A 17427-nucleotide genomic window follows, 5' to 3' on the forward strand; every position below is an offset into this window, starting at 1 on the left:
CGTTGCGTTGCTTACCGCCGAACCTGAGGCACGCAAATCCATGCCGATGGGACAGCGCAGGTGATCAGACATGACGCCGTTCCAGCTTTTGAAGGCACTCGTCTGGGCACCGGTGCTTGCCGTGATCAGTGCTGCACTCGGATTGCTGTTTGCTGCAATTCTCCTGCTCGCCGATTATGCCGTACATATGCTGGCGGGTATCGAGCAAGGTGCTGTCAGCCATGGTGTGGAGACCTTCGCCCGCGGTCTTCCGATCGTTCTGGGGATCGGCGGACTGTTTGCAGCTTTCCTGTCAGAACACACGGCACGATCAGTGTTCGGTTCGGCGCGCTGGGCAAAGACGGCAGAGCTCAACGTCCTGAAGGCGAAGGGCAGCACCGGATTGATTGTCGGGCGTGATCCGGACAGCCGGGCATTGCTGCGCTATGATGGACCGTCGCATCTGATCACCATGGCGCCAACCCGAACCGGCAAGGGTGTCGGCACCATCATTCCCAATCTGCTGATGGTGGACCGGTCGATCATCTGTGTCGATCCGAAAGGAGAGAACGCCAGGATAGCAGGAAGTGCGAGGGTCGGCTTTGGACCGGTCTACTATCTGGATCCCTTTGGTGTGAGCGAATGCCCATCTTCTGCCTTTAATCCGTTCAGCGACCTTGATCCCAACGATCCGGATATCGCCGAGGATGCAGGCATGCTCGCGGACGCCCTGGTTTTTGATGAACCGGGCACAACGGGTGACGTGCACTGGAATGAGGAAGCGAAGGCACTGATTGCCGGACTGATCCTGATGATCATGGTCACGGAGCCGCCGCACGCCCGGCACCCGGCGACACTGCGTGATTACCTGACCCGGTCACCTCAGGCTTTTGCAGAGCTTCTTGAAAAGATGCAGATGATGGGGGAATGCGATGGCCTGATTGCGCGTGCCGCCAATCGTCATCTTGGAAAATCGGACCGTGAGGCATCGGGTGTTCTGTCATCGGCGCAGCGGCACACACACTTCCTCGACAGTCGGCGCATGAAAGCCGTCATGCAACGATCCGACTTTGCGTTTGCCGATCTGAAGAGCCGGGTTGGATCCGTGTTTCTGGTGCTGCCGCCGGACCGGCTTTCGATGGGATCCCGCTGGTTACGGCTGCTGGTCACGCAAAGCCTGATGGTGTTTGCACGCGACCGGCGCGGACCCTCAGGTGCTCCGGTTCTGTTCCTGCTGGATGAGTTTGCAGCACTCGGACGGTTGACTGCGCTCGAGCGGGCCATGGGCTTGATGGCGGGTTACGGTGTACAGCTGTGGCCCATCCTGCAGGACATTCATCAGTTGCGTTCGACCTATGGCAAAAGCGCCAATACCTTTCTGTCGAATGCGGCGATCCTGCAGGTGTTCGGTGTCAACGACATTGACACCGCAGAGCTGATGGCACGCACCATTGGCAAGACGGATGTGGACTATCGCACCCGTTCCTTCAGCGAGGGCAAGGTCTCGTCATCGGAGCACGTGGCGGCACGCGATCTGATCAATGCGGACGAAATCATGCGGCTGCCTGACGACACGATGATCCTGCTCAGACAAGGGCAAAGACCTGCCCGGGCAACGAAACTCCGGTATCATGCCGACCCGGAGTTCAGGGGCCTGTTTGATCCCGGTTGAGGAAGAACGAAGACGCTGTTCGGGTGGACGCCGGGGTGCCGTGCCGCTCAGTCAACGATGTGGCGAAGGATCAGAAACGGCCGCTGCCACGCAGGCTGGAAATCTCCAGTCTACGCGGCCCGTCCATTTCGACATGCGCCACGAGGGCTGCGGATCAGCCCTCGACCGAACCGGCTCTCCGGTTGCAGGGAGAGGGAGGGTGCGGTGGTAAACGCCCCCTTTTCAGGGTTTGGTTTTTTAAGGCGAGAGGACGGCGAAGAACCTGTGCCCGGCGCCGCAATGGCGATCATGCCATTCAACCCCATCCTGCGCATCAGTTTGAAGTCCACACAACAGCCGGGTTGCTGGCAGGAAAGCTCAGCGAACTGGGCTGTGAGGAGATTGTGACAGGTATCGGCCTTCAGATGAATGTGTCGAATGCGTCAGCTTCACTTTGCGTGGTGAACGTGAACGTGACCAGTTCGCTGTCATCGCCCTGACGGATGCCAATTGCGGTCACGATCAACCGCGCGATCTCATCCTGGGCTTCGCTTCCCGACCGCAACGAATTCACGGCTTTCTCGATGGCTGGTGCGAATACCTCGCTGATGACACCGAGGCGCATGTTGTGTTTCATGATGATATCCCGGTCCTCGATGATCGCTGCCTGTTCGGCTTTCGGGATGCCGGCATTGTCCATCGCGGTTATCGTGGCACTGGTTGCAAGCTTGATCGGACCCTCCTCAAGCCACCGATCGACCAGCTGATGGAACTGCTGCATACGCGCAGCCGGGATTGTTTTCTGTACTGTGATCGACATCTGCGTTCCTCTGTCAGCTTCCATGTCTTCCTGATGCGGGTTCCCGAGACAAGCGTGCGGCGATCGCACGCATCAAAAACCCTGGCCAAGCAGGGTGTATGGGGTCGGGCATCAAGCTTCAATTCATTTCTGCGAATGGTTTGCTCCGCCGCCGCAGGTCAGCGAGAGGATCCAACGGGCTTCCCGTCGCCACGACATGGCAGCCATAAGCCACCAAGCACATCAATCTGATCGTCACCTTCAATGGGGACTTAGCGCGAGCCGAACAAACGAATGAACAGTTTTGACCCGAAGCCGTCAGGACGCCGATGCGCCAGTAGCAGTCAAAAGAGGCCATATAGGGCGGCGGTCTTCATCGGGTCGCGTCGCTAGATCACTCGCATGCTGGTGCCGGTACTGAGCCCATGCCTTTTAGCGAACCTGCCAGGGGAGCAGCCGAGCTTCTTGCTGAATGCTGTGCTAAAGGCGCTCGCAGATTCGTAACCTATCTCATCGGCGATCCGGTCGAGCGACTTTGAACCACTCAGAAGGGCTTGCTTGGCAAGAGCGATGCGCCAGTGTGAAAGATATTCGATTGGCGCGTACCCGAGCGTCTCATTGAACCGCGCGGCAAAACCCGATCGCGACATGCCAGCTATCCCCGCAAGTTCGGCTACCGTCCACCTCCGACGAACGTTCTCGTGAATTGCACGCAGGACACGGGCCATGGCGGGATCGCGCAGTCCATTCAGCACACCCGCCGAGGCTATCGTGATCCCGGTAATGTCCCACCTCAGTGCTTCTATCAGCAGCGTCTCCAGCAAACGCTGGACGATAAGTTCCTTGCCGGGATGTTCGGCAAAACATTCCTCAGATAACAGTTCGATCAAGCGGCCAAATCGCGTCCCGCGCCCCGCCGAAGCGGGAATATGAATTGCATCTGGCAGCAGCGCGAGCAGCAGCGGCGCGTTGACACTTTCGATAGAAAAGCTCCCGCCCAGCGCTTCAAAGTCTGGCTTTCCTTGTTGCTCGCCGTGGCGAACAGCTTCTGCCAGAGGTTCAGCGGGAATGCAGGGAGTTCCAGGTTGGTTTGACAGGCAGAATGCTGGGGTCGTGGGCAAAAGAAGAAAATCGCCCTGGGAGATGCGGAACGGTTCTCGATCACTCAAGGTGAGCCATGCGTCGCCAGTTAGGACGAGCGTGAACCCGGGTGCCTGATAGGCTCTGTAGCGAACGCCCCATTGACCTCGCCCGGAGATGGGCTTTGCTATCGCGGCTCGCGCCCGCAATAATGTGATGATATCGCTAAGAGGATCCATATTTGGACGATCCATAATCTTTCCTGGAGTCTGGACCATAGATCGTCTCCAGGCTGCGGTCTATCATTCTGTGATCGCAACCAGGGAGATTGACATGACAAAGACCATCCTCATCACCGGTACATCATCCGGCTACGGCAAGGCCACCACCGGACACTTCCTCACTCAGGGTTGGAACGTTCTCGCGACAATGCGGCGTCCGGATCCGTCGCTGTTTCCCGAAACTGACGGGCTGCGCGTGCTGCCGCTCGATGTCACCAGCCCCGAGAGCATCGCCAGCCTTGTCGAAAAGGCGGGTCCGATTGATGTGCTGGTCAACAATGCTGGGCTTGGCGGAATTGGTGCATTCGAGGCAATGCCAATGTCCCTCATCCGGCAGCTTTTCGAGACCAACACGATCGGCGTCATGGCGATGTGCCATGCGGTCATCCCACAGATGCGCGAGCGTCGGTCCGGAACCATCATCAATGTAACATCAAGCGTCGCCCTGGGAGAGTTCCCACTTGCAGCAGCCTACACCGCTACTAAACAGGCAATTGAGGGCTTCTCGGCTTCGCTGGCGCATGAGCTTGGTCATTTCGGGGTGCGCGTGAAACTCGTTGAGCCGGGCTATGCACCGACCACCCGTTTTGGGGCGAATGCCATCGTTCCCGTCTCTGATCTCCTTCCCGGCGGCTATGGGGAATTCGCACGGCCATTCCTCGAGGCGTTTGCGTATCCATCACTGACCACCACCGAAAGCGATGTTGCAGAGGCCATTTGGCAGGCCGTCCACGACACCGGGAACCAGCTTCGGTTCCCTGCTGGAGCGGACGCAGTCGCCCTTGCTCAGGCGCGCTGATGGAGAAGCAGGAGGGAGCGGCGGCTAGATCAGGGAGCATTCTGCCGCCCTTCGCCTGGACCGCTTGTTGCAGCGTCCTCATCGTCGGTTGTCTGACGCAGTACCAAGATCAACGTATACCGGCTCCCGGGCTTTGTGGCCATGACCGTTTGGGGCCGACATCCGCCATTGCTGCTACGCGCGCTACGTGACGGCGACGATCGAATAGTCCGGCGTGCCTTGCCAAATCAGATCCCAGGCCGCGCCCGGCCGGACGCTCTGGACAGCCCCCGGATCGAAACAAACCAGGCAGTTTCCGCCGGGAGCACGGACGGAGGGATAAATGAGGCCGCGGCTTCCATCTCTTCGCAACCGGGCGGCCAGTTCCTGCCCCTCGATATAGCCAGCCTTCGGGTCCGGATTGAGCGCGGCGTGTTCGGGTTCATCGGTCAGGTCATCGAATTCTCCGATGAAGTCGGAGATCAGTTCGACATAACGGGCGCTGTCATGGAATGTGCCGGTGAAACGAAGCTCGCGGGTCCTGTGCCATGCGACCTCCGCAACCGATACCATCACCTCCCAGGCGCAGTACCAGGCACCGCGATCTTCGGAGTTGAAGCGATTGCCGCCTACCCGCGTATAGGTGAAAGCAGCATTGACGTGGGTATCACCGTAGATCCTGAGATCACGGTTGCGCCGCCGCCAGGCAAGTTCCCGCGGATCGAGATGCGGATTGCGTCCGCGCTCGGCGAGCAACCGGGCGCTGGTCAATCCCTCGATCTCGGCAAGAACCTCCAGTTCCTCGTCGCTATCGACCAGACCGCGAAGCGCCGGCGGCTTGTGGTAGGTCGCAGGCAGCAGGCGGACCAGTCCCCGAACCGATAGTTCGGTTTTCTTCATGCGCCGCCCCGCAGCGCGTCGAGATAGGTTCGGATCGCCAGAATTTGCGGGAGGCCGCCATCAATGGCGGTGTCGATCGGCCGCGCGCCGCTGAAAAGCGGGCCCGTGTTCCGGCGCGTGAACCAGCTTCTGGAGAGTTGCTCAGAGAAATAAAGTTCGAGCGACTTGTAGATCCCGATCACGGCGCTGAGACGCAGCAACTGGTCTTTCGTCAATTCGCCGGTAAACCCCGGTTTACGCGCCCGCTTCCAGGTGCTCTCCGACATGTCGGCGAGGCCCGCAGCTTCCCTGAGGCTCAGCGACCACGCATCGGCGACCTTGGCATAGGCCTTGAGTGCAACGGCATTGAGTTCCGCGGGTTTGCGGGGCTTGACGGCGATTTCCATGGTTGCCTCCTGATGTTCGCAATATAGGTCATATGATCTGAAAGTAAAGATCATTTGGCCTGTATTGGATCGTGAAGGTGGCTCTTACTGCAAGAGCCTCGGCTCCTGCCTCCATATCGCGTCCTGAGCACGAGCAACGCGCATGCTCTGCCGGAATGGGGTGGCGAGCTGTGCTGCCAAATCGCCAGCTTCGGGCTGGAGAGGCCAGGCGATCGTGAAAATGTTTCAACCGAATTCGAATGAGCCCTGGCTGTGGGGCTCTCCTGCCTGTTTCGCAACCTCCTGCCGGGGAAAGTAACTGTCTTTGGAAAACGCGCGGAAGTACAGGAAATAGTTTTGCTGCGCCTAGCGCCTTTCCTCCTGCAGCCTCACGGCAGCTCGACCGCATTCCTCTACCTGACACAAAAAGAAACCCTCCGGGCCAGAGGGTTTCTACTTCAGCTCAATGTCTGGCTTGCTAGAGAGCGCTTTGCCGGACGACGGTAATTTTACCGAGTTCGACCAGCGGCGTGACGTCGAGGCTTGTGCCCTTTTCCACCAGTTCGAGGCTGTAGAGGAATGCCCGTCCGGTGGGATTATCGTCTGCTGTGCGGAGTTTTTCCTTGCCGAAATATGCTCCGGCAGGGATGGGAGTGCCTGAGGCCTCACAGTCCTCAATGGCTCTGAATCGTACGGGTGCACCTTCCATTTGGTCCTCCTTTGGGTTGGCAAATGAAGAATATGCAGCGGGTACTGCCGTTTCATGATGCCCTGAAACAAACCGTGAGGCAACTGCCGGCATCACGTTGACGAAGCCGGCTTTGCTGGACGTGGGTATTCCGGCAAAAAGAAACCCTCCGGCGGGGAGGGTTCGAGTTGTGCCTACCTCACCGGGGCTGCAAGGCGGATGGTCGGCGGGGAAAGGTCCGTCCGGCATATGAATGCGGGCAAGGGCGAACGGTTCCACGGCTCTCCTGGATAATCGCGATGATCTGCGCTCTTGCGCTGTTTCAACTCCCTGCCGGCAGATGGCGAGGACAGACTGTGACGGCCTGCTTTTCGGCCAGTGCAGGGCCATGAGCCAGCTTCATCAGTCTGGCCACCTGTTGATCCCGTTGACGGACTGGCCTTCGTCGGCTGCTGGGCACGTAGGTGATCAGCGAGCTTTGGAAAACAATCACAGAACCCCGAGTGCAGATGCTGCGCGATTTGCTGCAGCGTCAGTTGTCGAGGATAACGCTGCGTGGTGCCGATCGTCGACTGCTTGAGGAATTGGTCGAAGAGGGAAGACAAGATGAGAACAGCCGGGCTGCTGCAGGCCATCAGTCAAGCTGATATTCAATTGCGGCCTTGTCGATCACCGACCAGACCTTGCGGATTTTTCTGTGTTCAAACTCGTAGAAAACGTGTTCGCAGAACTGTATCTGCCGACCGTTGACGGGCAGGTCCATGAAGGTGGCCCTGGGTGTGCAATTGAACTCGAGCCGGGCTGCAATCCTGTTCGCGTCGCTAACAAGGATCTCTGCCTCAAACCGCAGATCGGGAATGTCGGCAAAGTCTTTCACTAGCATGTCGCGATAGCCCGACAGCCCGAATGGTCGTCCGTTGTGTTCGACGGTATCCTCGACGAATGTGCCGAGTTCATCGAAGGCCTGACGGTTGAGGCAGTCGAGATAGGCAAGATAGACTTCCTGAAGTGTCGGCATATGTTTCTCCGTATCGATGGATCCTGTTTTAGTGCCGAGGCCGGCTGATCGTTACACGGCTTCCCATTGTTTTGTTGAATAGCTTTGCCCGAACCTGATGGCGTTGACATGACGGTTTGTTCTCAGCAAAAAGTTGTCAATTCAGGGGGAGTTGAAGGTGCATGACAAGCTCGCAGGTAAACGCTGAGGTTCTCCTGAATCTCGGTTTCGTAGATGTTGGGAAATGGGGGCTGAAAGACGATTTCATCACTTACGAGCTTGACGGTGAGAACGCCGTCTCAAATCGAATTCTGCTGGATGCACCGAACGCGCTATACGCATTCGTGCGTGAAGACCAAGTTCTCTACATTGGGAAGACCGCCCGCTCAATCAGAAAGCGATATGTCGGGTACTGTCGTCCTGGTGGATCGCAAGCCACGAACCAACGTTGCCATCGCAACATAAAGATGGCGATCGCGGATGGGGGTATGGTCCGTATCTTTGTTTTCACGCCGATAACGCATCTCCAATATTTGGATTTTGAAATCAATTTGGCTGCCGGACTAGAGGACAGCCTGATCCGCGAATTCGACCCGCCCTGGAACGGAAAGGATAAAGGTCGTGCGATCTCGGAAGACGCAGAACGTGAGGAGGAACAGGAGGCCGAGCTTGACGCTTCGGCTATCACCGAGGCCGATCTGTCGTCACGCGAGACGGGTAGCATATTGGCGTCTTTTTCTGTCGTGCTGGGACCTACTTATTACAAAATGGGGATTCTCAACCCCGGCGCCGATGCCAGCAGATTTCTCGGAAAGGATGGAGAAGCTATTCAGGTCAAATTCAGTGATGATAGCCCGACGGTCGTTTCTAAGATCAACCGGAGCGCCAATCGAACCGGGGCTGTCAGAGTGGTAGGCCAGAATTCCCGGATTGCCAGATGGTTTCAGACGCACTTCGATGAGGGAGAGATAGTCGAGGGCGTTGTGCTCGATGAACATACAATCGTACTGGTGTGCAACTAGTACGCTTTCGTCAGGCAAAGTGGAGGGGCGAAACGGTATTTCGTTAGTTCGGTTGTTTCACTACCTTCTCAGTTGCGGTTGTTGACCCAGATCCCATATCCGTTTTCGTTCTCTGGCAGGAACTCAATTCCAGATTCCTCAAAAACCAACTTGATCGTCGCGACCGTATTGTCCTTGAGTGGCTCACCACGTTCAAGCCGCGATACGGTCTGTGTCGAGACGCCCGCAATTTTGGCCAGCTCGCGGACACCCCATCCGAGCGCTACACGAGCAAGTTTGCATTGAACGCCATTCATTTCGCTACGCTGTTGTGATTTTTCTTGCTCGTTGACATCTAATCTCGTAACCTCCGAAGCTGTAAGCGGCTGGACTCAGTGTTGGTACCACTTCGTCCAGCCTAACCACAATCTAGCTAGTTGGAGCTTGGATCATGGCTGATTCTGAGAATAGCAGAACTTTACCTAAAATTTCGTGCGTAAATGAATTCCCGAATGACCGGTTCGTGGAGAACCTTCCCAGTGTCATCAACCGCCGCAATCTGCTTCCGCTTGCGGCACGTATTTTGCCGGTTTTGCTGGAAGAACTGCCGTCGCGAACGATTGCTGGCCCGACGCATGCGAAAGAGTTGTGGCCGCGTTGGTGGGACCTTCACCAGCAGCAACTGGCTGCGGAGCGCAAGTGCCGGGACCTTGAGGCGAAATTACTGGAGGAGACTGGTGGCCGTCCTTCCGTGACGATCAATTTCGACGGCGATCCGTCTTTCTCCCGTGTTATTGACACGTTCGATGAGATCCGGGCGGTTGCACCGTGCATTGGAGCCGAGGCGGCCGCAAAGGTGAGGGCTCAGTTGCGCCAGCGCAGGCGGCAATGGAATGCCATGGACAAACGGGTCGGCTACAGCGCGGCCAGGGCTGAAGCTCAGGATATCTCCCGTTTCGCAGGAATAGCCGGACGCGTGCTGATTTCATTGCAGCCCTATTATATTCACGATCTCGCCGCCAAGCTTCACTGCATGCTGGTGATGTATGACCCGGAACTCAAGCGGCAGGAGATGCCCTGGCCTTATCTGCGCAAGATGCTGCGGCAGCTTATCCAGCCGCAATGGTCCATCATCGAACCGCAGTCGCGTATTCGCTGGTTGCGTCCAATCGCTCGCAAGGAAGATCTGCCTTCAGACGCAGATATGATTGCTGCCGGAAGAGAGTTGAGTGTCGCCGGAGAGCCACTTGCCAGAGAAGCGCACGCGGCATGAGCGGACAGTTTCATGGGAAGCGAGAACTGGCTTCAACAACCTTCCCGGACGTCTTTCCATTTTATGCCTGGGTATAAGAAACCCCGCCGTATTCCAGGCGGGGTCGAGGGCGAACCGAAGATGTTCGGCCGAGATCAGATCAGTATGGCGATATGCACTGTGCCCGAACGCCGACCCGAGGAGCGTAGGTGTTGTCATACGCCCGGTATGTGCGGTATCGGGAAGAGCACCAGTTCACATGCGCCTGGCTGACCCGACCATAGGATGGAGGCGGTGGTGCTGGCTGATTTGCAATTGCTCCGCCAATGATGGCACCGGCGCCGAATGCTGCCAGCGGGTACCACCAGCCATCGCTGTGGCGGCGGTAGCCTGGCCGGCGGTCACGGTAGCCCTGATGGCCATTGTGCCAGCCATGGCGCGGCGGTGGACGGCGAAAGTCCGGGCGGCGATCACGCTCCCAGCGATGGTCACCACGTCTATCATGACGATATTGAACCTGATCGACATCACTCTGGACGACGGGCTGTTTTGGCGCGGCAGAAAGAGGAGCTGCATTGACTGGCAGAACACCAGAAAGAGCTGTGAACGCTGCCATCAGCACGATTGGAATCTTTTTCATCAACAATCCTTTCATGCGATGCCTCATTATGGTGGCCGGGATTGAACGCAGTATGAACAAACGTTTCCGGGGCATGGCTGATCGCTGCGTTGATCAATCCCGCTCGCGCGGATGAATGTACTGATGTTTTATGGCGAGTGCCGGGACAGGGCACATCAGGTTTAAAATTTCCCGATCAGGATGATTTGGCATACTCTTGGCGGTAGCTTACCGATCGGGAAGCAATGCATTGATTTGCCGTAAATCTTCCTGTACGGTAAGTTTTTACGCGGAGGTCATGGATGTTTAGGTCCGCAGGCGATTTCGGCGCTGCTATCAAGGAAAGACGCAAAACTCTTGGTTGGACGCAAGCCGAACTGGCGACTCGTTCTGGAACAGGCGAACGTTTCATCGTTGAGCTTGAGGGCGGAAAGCCGAGCTGTCAGCTCGACAAGGCGCTAATCGTTGCGCGCACCGTCGGCATGGAGATTGGCGATATCAAAACTGTTCGGGCTGCTCCCTCTGCGCCAGACGACGACCTCAGCTTCCTGCCGACGTTCGGTGCCGATTGATACCATTTTCTACGAGACATTGCCGATCGCTCATCTGACGTTCGAGGGGGAGTGGCGGTTGGACTATGATCTGACTTGGGAGGCGCGTCGCCTGGCCTTTCCGGTTTCGCTCACCATGCCGCTGCGCTCAGGGCCGGTGGACGGCTCGAGGTTATTGCCGTGGCTTGCCAACCTGCTTCCGGAAACACATCTTGCCGAGATCGGCCAGCGGCTCAAGGTTTCTCCGCAAGACATTGTCGGCCTGCTTGGTCATATTGGACGAGACACGGCCGGGGCACTGTCGATCGGCGAGCCGCGCAAGGCTGGCGTCAACCTCCAGTCCGTGCCGGATGAGCAGGCCCTGGAGCGTATCCTCGAAGAACTGCCTGCCAAGCCCTTTCTGGTGGGAGAGCGTGGTGTTTCGATGTCACTGGCGGGCGTCCAGGAGAAGTTGCCGGTATTTGTCGGTGAGAATGGCGATATTTCAGTTCCTGTTGAGGGGACGCCATCCACGCATATCCTGAAGCCGGATACGAAACGACCTGGGGGAAGCGTGGAAAACGAAGCCTTTTGTCTTGCTCTTGCGCGTGCTTGTGGCCTGGATGCCGCCGAGGCGACGATCGGTGTGGCCGGTAAACGACGCTATCTGCTGGTTAAGCGCTACGATCGCTTCACAGATCCTCAAGGTGAGATCCGCAGGCTGCACCAGGAAGATCTTTGCCAGTTAACCGGTCATTTTCCGTTGCAGAAATACGAACGCTCGGCGATGGGTGGCGGCGTGACTCTTAAAATGATGTTTGACGCTGTCAGCGATCTCGTTTCGCCAGCCGAACGGCTAAAACTTCTCGACGCGGTGATCTTCAACCTTCTGATCTGCAATTCGGACTCGCATGCCAAGAATTACTCGATCCTCATCGGCGCAGGTGGGTCGGCGAAGATGGCGCCACTCTATGATCTGATGTGCGCTGCCGTCTATCGCCAGGTCGATCAAAGTTTGCCGCAGGGGATTGCCGGTCGGTTCCAGGTACCTGAGCTGCGGCGTGCCGATTGGCAGTCTCTGGCTGATGCTGTCTGCCTGAGCGGCGCATCAACGCTCAAAAGGGTGGATGAACTTGCGCAATCGGTCAGCATCGCATGCAACGAGGTCGCACGGCATATTGTTGACCTGGCCGGCGATCCGACAAGGGTTCTTGAGCAAATTACCCACAGTGTTCAAAAGCGGTGCCGACGAATTCAGGAGCAGATGCGTAGCCAGTGAGGTGAGACACGGTCCGCTCTCTGTTGGGGGCTTTATCGCGACAAGCGACGTTCATCGTCGATCAGGATCAGGATCAGGCGGCTGGGAGCGACGGTTAGAGTTCAACACCGCGGCCGGATAGCAGTTCACGGGCGTAGACTGGATTGAGCGCTCGATACAGTTTTCCGTGATAGCGCATAGTCTATGCGTGCACGCCAGCGTCGACAGCATCGATGTAGTCGAGGACGTCTTCGGCGCGACCATTCCGAACGAGTTGCATCGCCGTTTGACCGGAAAAACCGGCAAGTGGCTCAGAGCGATACCAGGCGTAAGCCATCAGGGCAGAGCCGTAGCGAGGTTCTATTTTGTTGATGATCTCGACCATCTCGCGTAACCGCCGTTGCGTCCGGTCGGAGCGAATACGGTCTCTGCGTTGGATCGCATCTTTCCCAGCCCCACAGTGCGGGCAATCTCTTCGCTGGTCGTGCGAAACGCATCTGCGATCTTGCGTGGCGTGAACAGTCCGTCGTCTGCGTATTGGGCGAGGCCCATGATCTGCCTCTATTCGTCGAAATGCCGTTTATATAGACGTGGCGAATGATGACTTCGCGGGTGCTGGGCTCTGACCGCAACTGTCTCTGAGGGCGTAACACCCGTTATGTGGCTGGGTGGTTGAAACTCTGGTGGCAAAGTAATACCATCTATGGAAACGGTATTACAGGAGTTTGCGATGACAACCACGGTAACGGCCAAAGGGCAGGTCACTATTCCAAAAGCCGTACGCGAGCTTCTTGGCATTTCACCAGGGAGCTCTGTCGATTTTGTGCGGGCGCCCGATGGACGGATTGTACTTGTCAGAGCTGACAAGCAGCAGCCAGTTACGCGTTTTGCCAAACTGCGCGGCCATGCTGGTGAAGGTCTCGATACCGATGCAATCATGGCACTAACCCGTGGTGACGAGTGACTCTTGTCGATACCAATGTCCTTCTTGATCTTGTGACGGATGATCCGGTTTGGGCGGACTGGTCAATCGAGCAACTTGAACTGGCAAGCGTTTCCGGTCCGCTGTTCATTAACGATATCGTTTACGCCGAGCTTTCTGTTCGATATGCGCGGATAGAAGCGCTTGATGCTTTTGTTGATCAGGCGGGATTGAAGCTCACGCCTTTGCCGCGCACTGCGTTATTTTTGGCAGGCAAAGTCTTTACGAGATATCGCCGCGGCGGCGGTACCCGCACCGGAGTTTTACCTGACTTTTTTATCGGGGCTCATGCAGCAATACAAAACCTTCCTTTGCTGACGCGAGACGTGGCTCGTTATCGGTCTTATTTTCCAACGGTCACCCTGATCACACCCGAACCCTAGGAGTGTGGTGGTTTCCGCGTCTGTGATTTGCCGCCGGTTCGGCCGCGAAAAAAGGCGTTCAGCTTGCAGGTTTGACGAAGCTGATTTCGGTGTTGCTGTCGAGGATGATATGCAGGTCCCGGATCATGCCTGCTGCCTGCAGGAGAGCGTTTCGGATGTCGGTATCGCTGCGCCATCCGCGTTCGATCAAGAGGGCAATGGTGTGGATGTCTATTAGACAGTCACGGCCTGGACCTGATGGCATCCCGATTGTTTCGCGCATGTCGCGGATTGTTTTGACTGCCCGTTCGAGCATGCGCCGCTTCTGATAGCTGTCGAGCTGATCGAGCCTGTTGGCGTCGCGGACAAGTTCGGCAATGAAACTGTTGGTCAGGGTCATGACATGAGGTTGCAGGGTCGACCGGCAGGCGTCAACGGAAGACGTGTATAGGGACGTTAATGCCCCGATTTTTGGGAGATGCTGTGATGATGATGCATCAGGAGATGACGCGAGGATTAGCTTTTCGATCGTGAATTCGTCGCTATGTTTATGCTCACCATCAGAATGTTGGTGCTGGTTTTGAAAGCACGAGATTCATTGTGATTATCTACGCACTGATGTTGCACGGCTAGGTTCAGGCTTGAGTGGAATTATTTTCCGATTACATCTTGGGTAATACATATAAATAACATAAAATATACTTTACATTAGGTTTTATTTCCAGCAAAGATTGCCGCGTCAGGGCGCGGTCGCGAGCTTGATGGCCTGGCTCGGAGAGGGTGATCTGCAGCAGGGCTAAATACACATATATTTATATGCGCCACGAGGAGTAAAATATATAAATAAACATAAGGCCAGCATTCCGCTAAGTGATTATCGCTTGAATCTGCGATTTTGATGTGGACAAATTACCTGCGCAATCAAGTATATGATTTTACGTTGATTTTAATGAGGGGAATACAGATATGCGGATGGATAATTGTGTGAATTGCCAGCAGATTGGCTTGAAACAGGGGGTGGGATTCTGTTGGCGGCAGATCATAATAACAATATCATGATATTCTATCTTGTGGCCGATTCCACCAAGATCAACCGGTCGTCCTTCACGCGGCTCGGCTCGCTCGATGTCATCCATTCGTTCATCACCGATGACGGGATTTCAGACCGCGACGCCAGGGAATTCGAGAAACGCGGCATCGAAATCCTCATAGCAAAATAAACCGGCTTTTATTTTAATTCTGAAATTTTTTCACCGATCGGGGTGCTTCCGTGGCGCGATTGGCTGTTGCAATTCGGGCAAATCTTGAAATATATTCCATCTGTTCTCAGGGCGGGGCGAAACTCCCCACCGGCGGTATCGGGGTTTTCCCGGAGCCCGCGAGCGCTTCCGGCAACGGGAGGTCAGCAGATCCGGTGAGATGCCGGAGCCGACGGTCATAGTCCGGATGGAAGAGAGCAAATCGCGACAGCCCTTCACCAGGCTGCCTGTCGTGCTTGTTCGCCCAAGGGAAAGTTTTTCGGTGAAAACCGATTCAACGGCCTTCGATGGCCTAACCCTTGAAAGACTTGTAAATGCCGATTTCCAGAATTGAAGATGCCATAGAGGCAATCGCTCGCGGTGAGATGGTCGTTGTTGTTGATGATCAGGACCGCGAGAATGAAGGTGATTTGATCTTTGCGTCGGAAGATGCGACCGCCGAGAAGATCGCTTTCATGATGAACAAGGCCCGTGGTCTTATTTGCGTGTCCATGGATCACGAGCGTCTCGATGCACTTGATCTGCCTCTTATGGTTCCAAACAATACCGAGTCAATGAAGACCGCTTTCACGGTGTCGGTGGACTATCTTCCCGGCACGACCACCGGGATTTCCGCCGCAGACCGCGCTGCGACGGTCAAGGCTCTTGTGGATCCCGCATCCCGTCCAGAGGATTTTGCCCGTCCTGGCCACATTTTCCCGTTGCGCGCCAATCCGAAGGGTGTTCTCGGCCGTCCCGGCCATACGGAAGCAGCGATTGATCTTTGCCGCCTCGCTGGCAAGTCGCTGTGTGGCGTCATTTGTGAAATCGCCAATGACGATGGAACGATGGCAAGGCTGCCGGAACTCGAGGTCTTTGCCGAAAAACACGGCCTGCTGGTCATCACGATCGAAGATCTTGTTGCCTATCTCGAAGAGGCTGCGCATATCGCGGCCAAGTCGGAACTCAGCGCCGCTTGAGTCTCGATATTTTCGTCGCGTCGCAGTTCCGGTCCGCCGGAGATGCGACGCGAAACTGTTTGAATTACCTTTTACTGACCTGTCTTTGCGCTCCTTGCGAGCTTTAGTCCGCGCGAAAGGCCGTTTCTGTTTCATCCCTGGCGCTGAGCGTTCCGCCAGACACTGAATTGGTGTGTCGCGCCATAAGCCTATTGGACTTTGGTGCGGTTCGTGTGTCGCCCACGATTGCCGCCCACGGCTTTGTCGAAGGCACACGCCTGTGCATCGAGTTTCAGGAATATACTCAAGTACTGTCGTTCCTTATCGCTTTTGGCCGCACCTGTGATGGACGGGTGTGATTCCTTTCGTAATATTTCGATCTCTGCGTTTTTCTCCGTTACTACAATCGATGTCATGTTGAATTCAGCGTTATCGCAAAAAATCGCTTGAATACGACAATGTTTTATGTGAATAGATGGCTAAATCGCAGGAAATCGAAGGTATTCGGAATATTTCCTCTTGCGAAAGGATGCGGTGGCTGCGTGACCATGGAGGGTGGGCGCGGGTTGTCCGTGGCAGGAGTACGTGCTGGTCTGTTCATGTTGGCTTCTGCGTCGTCAGGGCTTTTGTCCTGCTATGCGGCTCTGTGTACCAGTTGCGTTTGGATTGGATAAATGGAGGAAATTCGTGGCCACTCAACGTTTTGGCGCAGGGATCTGGCACTTTGCAACATATCTCGATCGTTATGCCACGGATGGCTATGGCGCGCCCCGCAGCGTCATCGAGGCGATAGATCTGGCCGGTCAGGTCAGGGATCTGTCGGTCGTGGATATCAATTATCCTTTCTTCGGCGGTGATTTTTCCAACGCCCAGGTCAAGGACGCGCTTGACCGCAACAATCTCGGTGTCATCGGTGTAACGCCCGAGATTTACACGCGTGAATTCGTCAAGGGATCGTTCACCAATCCCGATGCAGGCGTGCGTCGCCGGACCCATGAGCTGGTGACCCAGGCGTGCGATCAGGTCCGTTACTTTGGTGCGGATTACGTCAAGTTGTGGCCGGGCCAGGATGGTTGGGATTATCCGTTCCAGGTTGATTACGGCACGCTCTGGAAACACTCGCTGGATGGTGTGGGCCAGTTGGCGAGCGAAAATCCGGATCTGAAATTCGTCATCGAATACAAGCCGCGTGAACCGCGTGTGCGCATGAGCTTCGGTTCTGTTGCCCGCACGCTGCTCGGCATCGAGAAGATCGGTTTGCCGAATGTCGGCATTCTGCTTGATTTCGGCCATGCCATAATGGGTGGAGAATCGGCGGCTGACAGCGCCCAGCTTGCCATCGATTATGGTCGCCTTTTCGGGATGGATGTGAACGACAATTACCGCTCGTGGGACGATGATCTCGTGGCGGGCAGCCTGCATCCCATAGAGCTCTTCGAGTTTTTCTATGTACTCCGTAAGAACAAATGGGAGGGTGTCTGGCAACTCGACCAGTTCCCGTTCCGCGAAGACAGCGTTGCGACCGCCAACCACGCCATCGACTTCCTCAAGGCTGCCGACAAGGGGCTCGATGCGCTGGACGTAGATGCGCTCAGGGAGGCGCAGGCCCGACATGACGCGATCGGTGCGCTCAAAATCGCGCAGAAGGCTCTTTTCGGCGCCATGTAAGGCGTCGTTCAGGTCAGCAGCCAGCTTTGGCAATGAAAGG

20 protein-coding genes, 2 pseudogenes and 1 riboswitch are annotated in these 17427 nt (G+C 56.2%); of the genes and pseudogenes, 11 read left to right on the forward strand and 11 right to left on the reverse strand.

Annotated features, from left to right (window positions below):
* The first annotated feature begins 70 nt into the window (after positions 1 to 70).
* Positions 71 to 1651, forward strand: a complete 1581-nt coding sequence (locus tag N7578_RS05370; RefSeq protein ID WP_311109261.1) for a type IV secretory system conjugative DNA transfer family protein — start codon at positions 71 to 73, stop codon at positions 1649 to 1651.
* A 400-nt stretch (positions 1652 to 2051) separates the two neighbouring features.
* On the opposite strand, the gene N7578_RS05375 is transcribed toward N7578_RS05370, so the two are convergent.
* Complete coding sequence (locus N7578_RS05375; RefSeq protein ID WP_311109262.1) at positions 2052 to 2450, reverse strand: hypothetical protein; 399 nt, start codon at positions 2448 to 2450, stop codon at positions 2052 to 2054.
* 368 nt (positions 2451 to 2818) lie between these two features.
* Positions 2819 to 3748 (reverse strand): AraC family transcriptional regulator, encoded by a 930-nt coding sequence (locus N7578_RS05380; RefSeq protein ID WP_311110063.1) that lies wholly within the window; start codon positions 3746 to 3748, stop codon positions 2819 to 2821.
* A 94-nt stretch (positions 3749 to 3842) separates the two neighbouring features.
* On the opposite strand from N7578_RS05380, the gene N7578_RS05385 reads away from it, so the two are divergent.
* Positions 3843 to 4589 (forward strand): SDR family oxidoreductase, encoded by a 747-nt coding sequence (locus N7578_RS05385; RefSeq protein WP_311109263.1) that lies wholly within the window; start codon positions 3843 to 3845, stop codon positions 4587 to 4589.
* A gap of 183 nt (positions 4590 to 4772) precedes the next feature.
* Here the strand turns inward: N7578_RS05385 and N7578_RS05390 are convergent, their stop codons facing one another.
* From N7578_RS05390 to N7578_RS05405, 4 genes are all read right to left on the reverse strand, one after another.
* Complete coding sequence (locus N7578_RS05390) at positions 4773 to 5468, reverse strand: RES family NAD+ phosphorylase (RefSeq protein ID WP_311109264.1); 696 nt, start codon at positions 5466 to 5468, stop codon at positions 4773 to 4775.
* The gene (locus N7578_RS05395) at positions 5465 to 5854 is read right to left on the reverse strand and encodes an antitoxin Xre-like helix-turn-helix domain-containing protein (protein ID WP_311109265.1); all 390 of its coding nucleotides are present in this window, start codon (positions 5852 to 5854) and stop codon (positions 5465 to 5467) included. The genes N7578_RS05390 and N7578_RS05395 overlap by 4 nt, the downstream gene beginning before the upstream one ends.
* A gap of 457 nt (positions 5855 to 6311) precedes the next feature.
* A complete protein-coding gene (locus N7578_RS05400; RefSeq protein WP_311109266.1) occupies positions 6312 to 6542 on the reverse strand; it encodes a hypothetical protein in 231 nt (76 codons plus the stop codon).
* 613 nt (positions 6543 to 7155) lie between these two features.
* Positions 7156 to 7539, reverse strand: a complete 384-nt coding sequence (locus N7578_RS05405; RefSeq protein ID WP_311109267.1) for an ester cyclase — start codon at positions 7537 to 7539, stop codon at positions 7156 to 7158.
* Positions 7540 to 7700: 161 nt separating this feature from the next.
* On the opposite strand from N7578_RS05405, the gene N7578_RS05410 reads away from it, so the two are divergent.
* A complete protein-coding gene (locus N7578_RS05410; protein WP_311109268.1) occupies positions 7701 to 8540 on the forward strand; it encodes a GIY-YIG nuclease family protein in 840 nt (279 codons plus the stop codon).
* 68 nt (positions 8541 to 8608) lie between these two features.
* Here N7578_RS05410 and N7578_RS05415 read toward each other — a convergent pair whose 3' ends face one another.
* The gene (locus N7578_RS05415; RefSeq protein WP_311109269.1) at positions 8609 to 8836 is read right to left on the reverse strand and encodes a helix-turn-helix transcriptional regulator; all 228 of its coding nucleotides are present in this window, start codon (positions 8834 to 8836) and stop codon (positions 8609 to 8611) included.
* 206 nt (positions 8837 to 9042) lie between these two features.
* On the opposite strand from N7578_RS05415, the gene N7578_RS05420 reads away from it, so the two are divergent.
* Entirely contained in the window at positions 9043 to 9792 is a 750-nt protein-coding gene (locus N7578_RS05420; protein WP_311109270.1) for a hypothetical protein, read from the forward strand.
* A 139-nt stretch (positions 9793 to 9931) separates the two neighbouring features.
* Here N7578_RS05420 and N7578_RS05425 read toward each other — a convergent pair whose 3' ends face one another.
* Entirely contained in the window at positions 9932 to 10411 is a 480-nt protein-coding gene (locus N7578_RS05425) for a BA14K family protein (protein WP_311109271.1), read from the reverse strand.
* Positions 10412 to 10692: 281 nt separating this feature from the next.
* Here N7578_RS05425 and N7578_RS05430 point away from each other — a divergent pair, with 281 nt between their 5' ends.
* Positions 10693 to 10962, forward strand: coding sequence for a helix-turn-helix transcriptional regulator (locus tag N7578_RS05430; RefSeq protein ID WP_311109272.1), 270 nt, complete (start codon positions 10693 to 10695; stop codon positions 10960 to 10962).
* Positions 10952 to 12199: a type II toxin-antitoxin system HipA family toxin gene (locus N7578_RS05435; protein WP_311109273.1), complete on the forward strand. Its 1248-nt coding sequence runs from the start codon at positions 10952 to 10954 to the stop codon at positions 12197 to 12199. The genes N7578_RS05430 and N7578_RS05435 overlap by 11 nt, the downstream gene beginning before the upstream one ends.
* 97 nt (positions 12200 to 12296) lie before the next feature.
* On the opposite strand, the pseudogene N7578_RS05440 reads toward N7578_RS05435, so the two are convergent.
* Together N7578_RS05440 and N7578_RS05445 are read right to left on the reverse strand one after the other, a co-directional pair.
* Positions 12297 to 12377: pseudogene (locus N7578_RS05440) on the reverse strand (RES domain-containing protein); the annotation flags it as partial.
* A gap of 3 nt (positions 12378 to 12380) precedes the next feature.
* A pseudogene (locus tag N7578_RS05445) lies at positions 12381 to 12730 on the reverse strand (antitoxin Xre/MbcA/ParS toxin-binding domain-containing protein).
* A 178-nt stretch (positions 12731 to 12908) separates the two neighbouring features.
* Here N7578_RS05445 and N7578_RS05450 point away from each other — a divergent pair.
* Positions 12909 to 13142, forward strand: a complete 234-nt coding sequence (locus tag N7578_RS05450) for an AbrB/MazE/SpoVT family DNA-binding domain-containing protein (protein WP_311109274.1) — start codon at positions 12909 to 12911, stop codon at positions 13140 to 13142.
* Positions 13139 to 13543, forward strand: a complete 405-nt coding sequence (locus tag N7578_RS05455; RefSeq protein ID WP_311109275.1) for a type II toxin-antitoxin system VapC family toxin — start codon at positions 13139 to 13141, stop codon at positions 13541 to 13543. Before N7578_RS05450 ends, N7578_RS05455 begins: the two co-directional genes overlap by 4 nt.
* Positions 13544 to 13601: 58 nt before the next feature.
* Here N7578_RS05455 and N7578_RS05460 read toward each other — a convergent pair whose 3' ends face one another.
* A complete protein-coding gene (locus N7578_RS05460) occupies positions 13602 to 13922 on the reverse strand; it encodes a hypothetical protein (protein WP_311109276.1) in 321 nt (106 codons plus the stop codon).
* Positions 13923 to 14577: 655 nt separating this feature from the next.
* Between N7578_RS05460 and N7578_RS05465 the strand changes: the two genes are divergently transcribed.
* The 3 genes from N7578_RS05465 to N7578_RS05475 all read left to right on the forward strand — a co-directional run bounded on the left by N7578_RS05465 (position 14578) and on the right by N7578_RS05475 (position 17387).
* Positions 14578 to 14742, forward strand: a complete 165-nt coding sequence (locus N7578_RS05465; RefSeq protein WP_311109277.1) for a hypothetical protein — start codon at positions 14578 to 14580, stop codon at positions 14740 to 14742.
* A gap of 98 nt (positions 14743 to 14840) precedes the next feature.
* A riboswitch (FMN riboswitch) is annotated at positions 14841 to 14984 on the forward strand.
* A 111-nt stretch (positions 14985 to 15095) separates the two neighbouring features.
* On the forward strand, positions 15096 to 15740 hold the full coding sequence (gene ribB / locus N7578_RS05470; RefSeq protein WP_311109278.1) for a 3,4-dihydroxy-2-butanone-4-phosphate synthase: 645 nt from the start codon (positions 15096 to 15098) through the stop codon (positions 15738 to 15740).
* 666 nt (positions 15741 to 16406) lie between these two features.
* Positions 16407 to 17387, forward strand: a complete 981-nt coding sequence (locus N7578_RS05475) for a TIM barrel protein (protein WP_311109279.1) — start codon at positions 16407 to 16409, stop codon at positions 17385 to 17387.
* Positions 17388 to 17427 lie beyond the last annotated feature (40 nt).

It is taken from the genome of Agrobacterium tumefaciens (assembly GCF_031801495.1).
Taxonomy (GTDB): domain Bacteria; phylum Pseudomonadota; class Alphaproteobacteria; order Rhizobiales; family Rhizobiaceae; genus Agrobacterium; species Agrobacterium tumefaciens_K.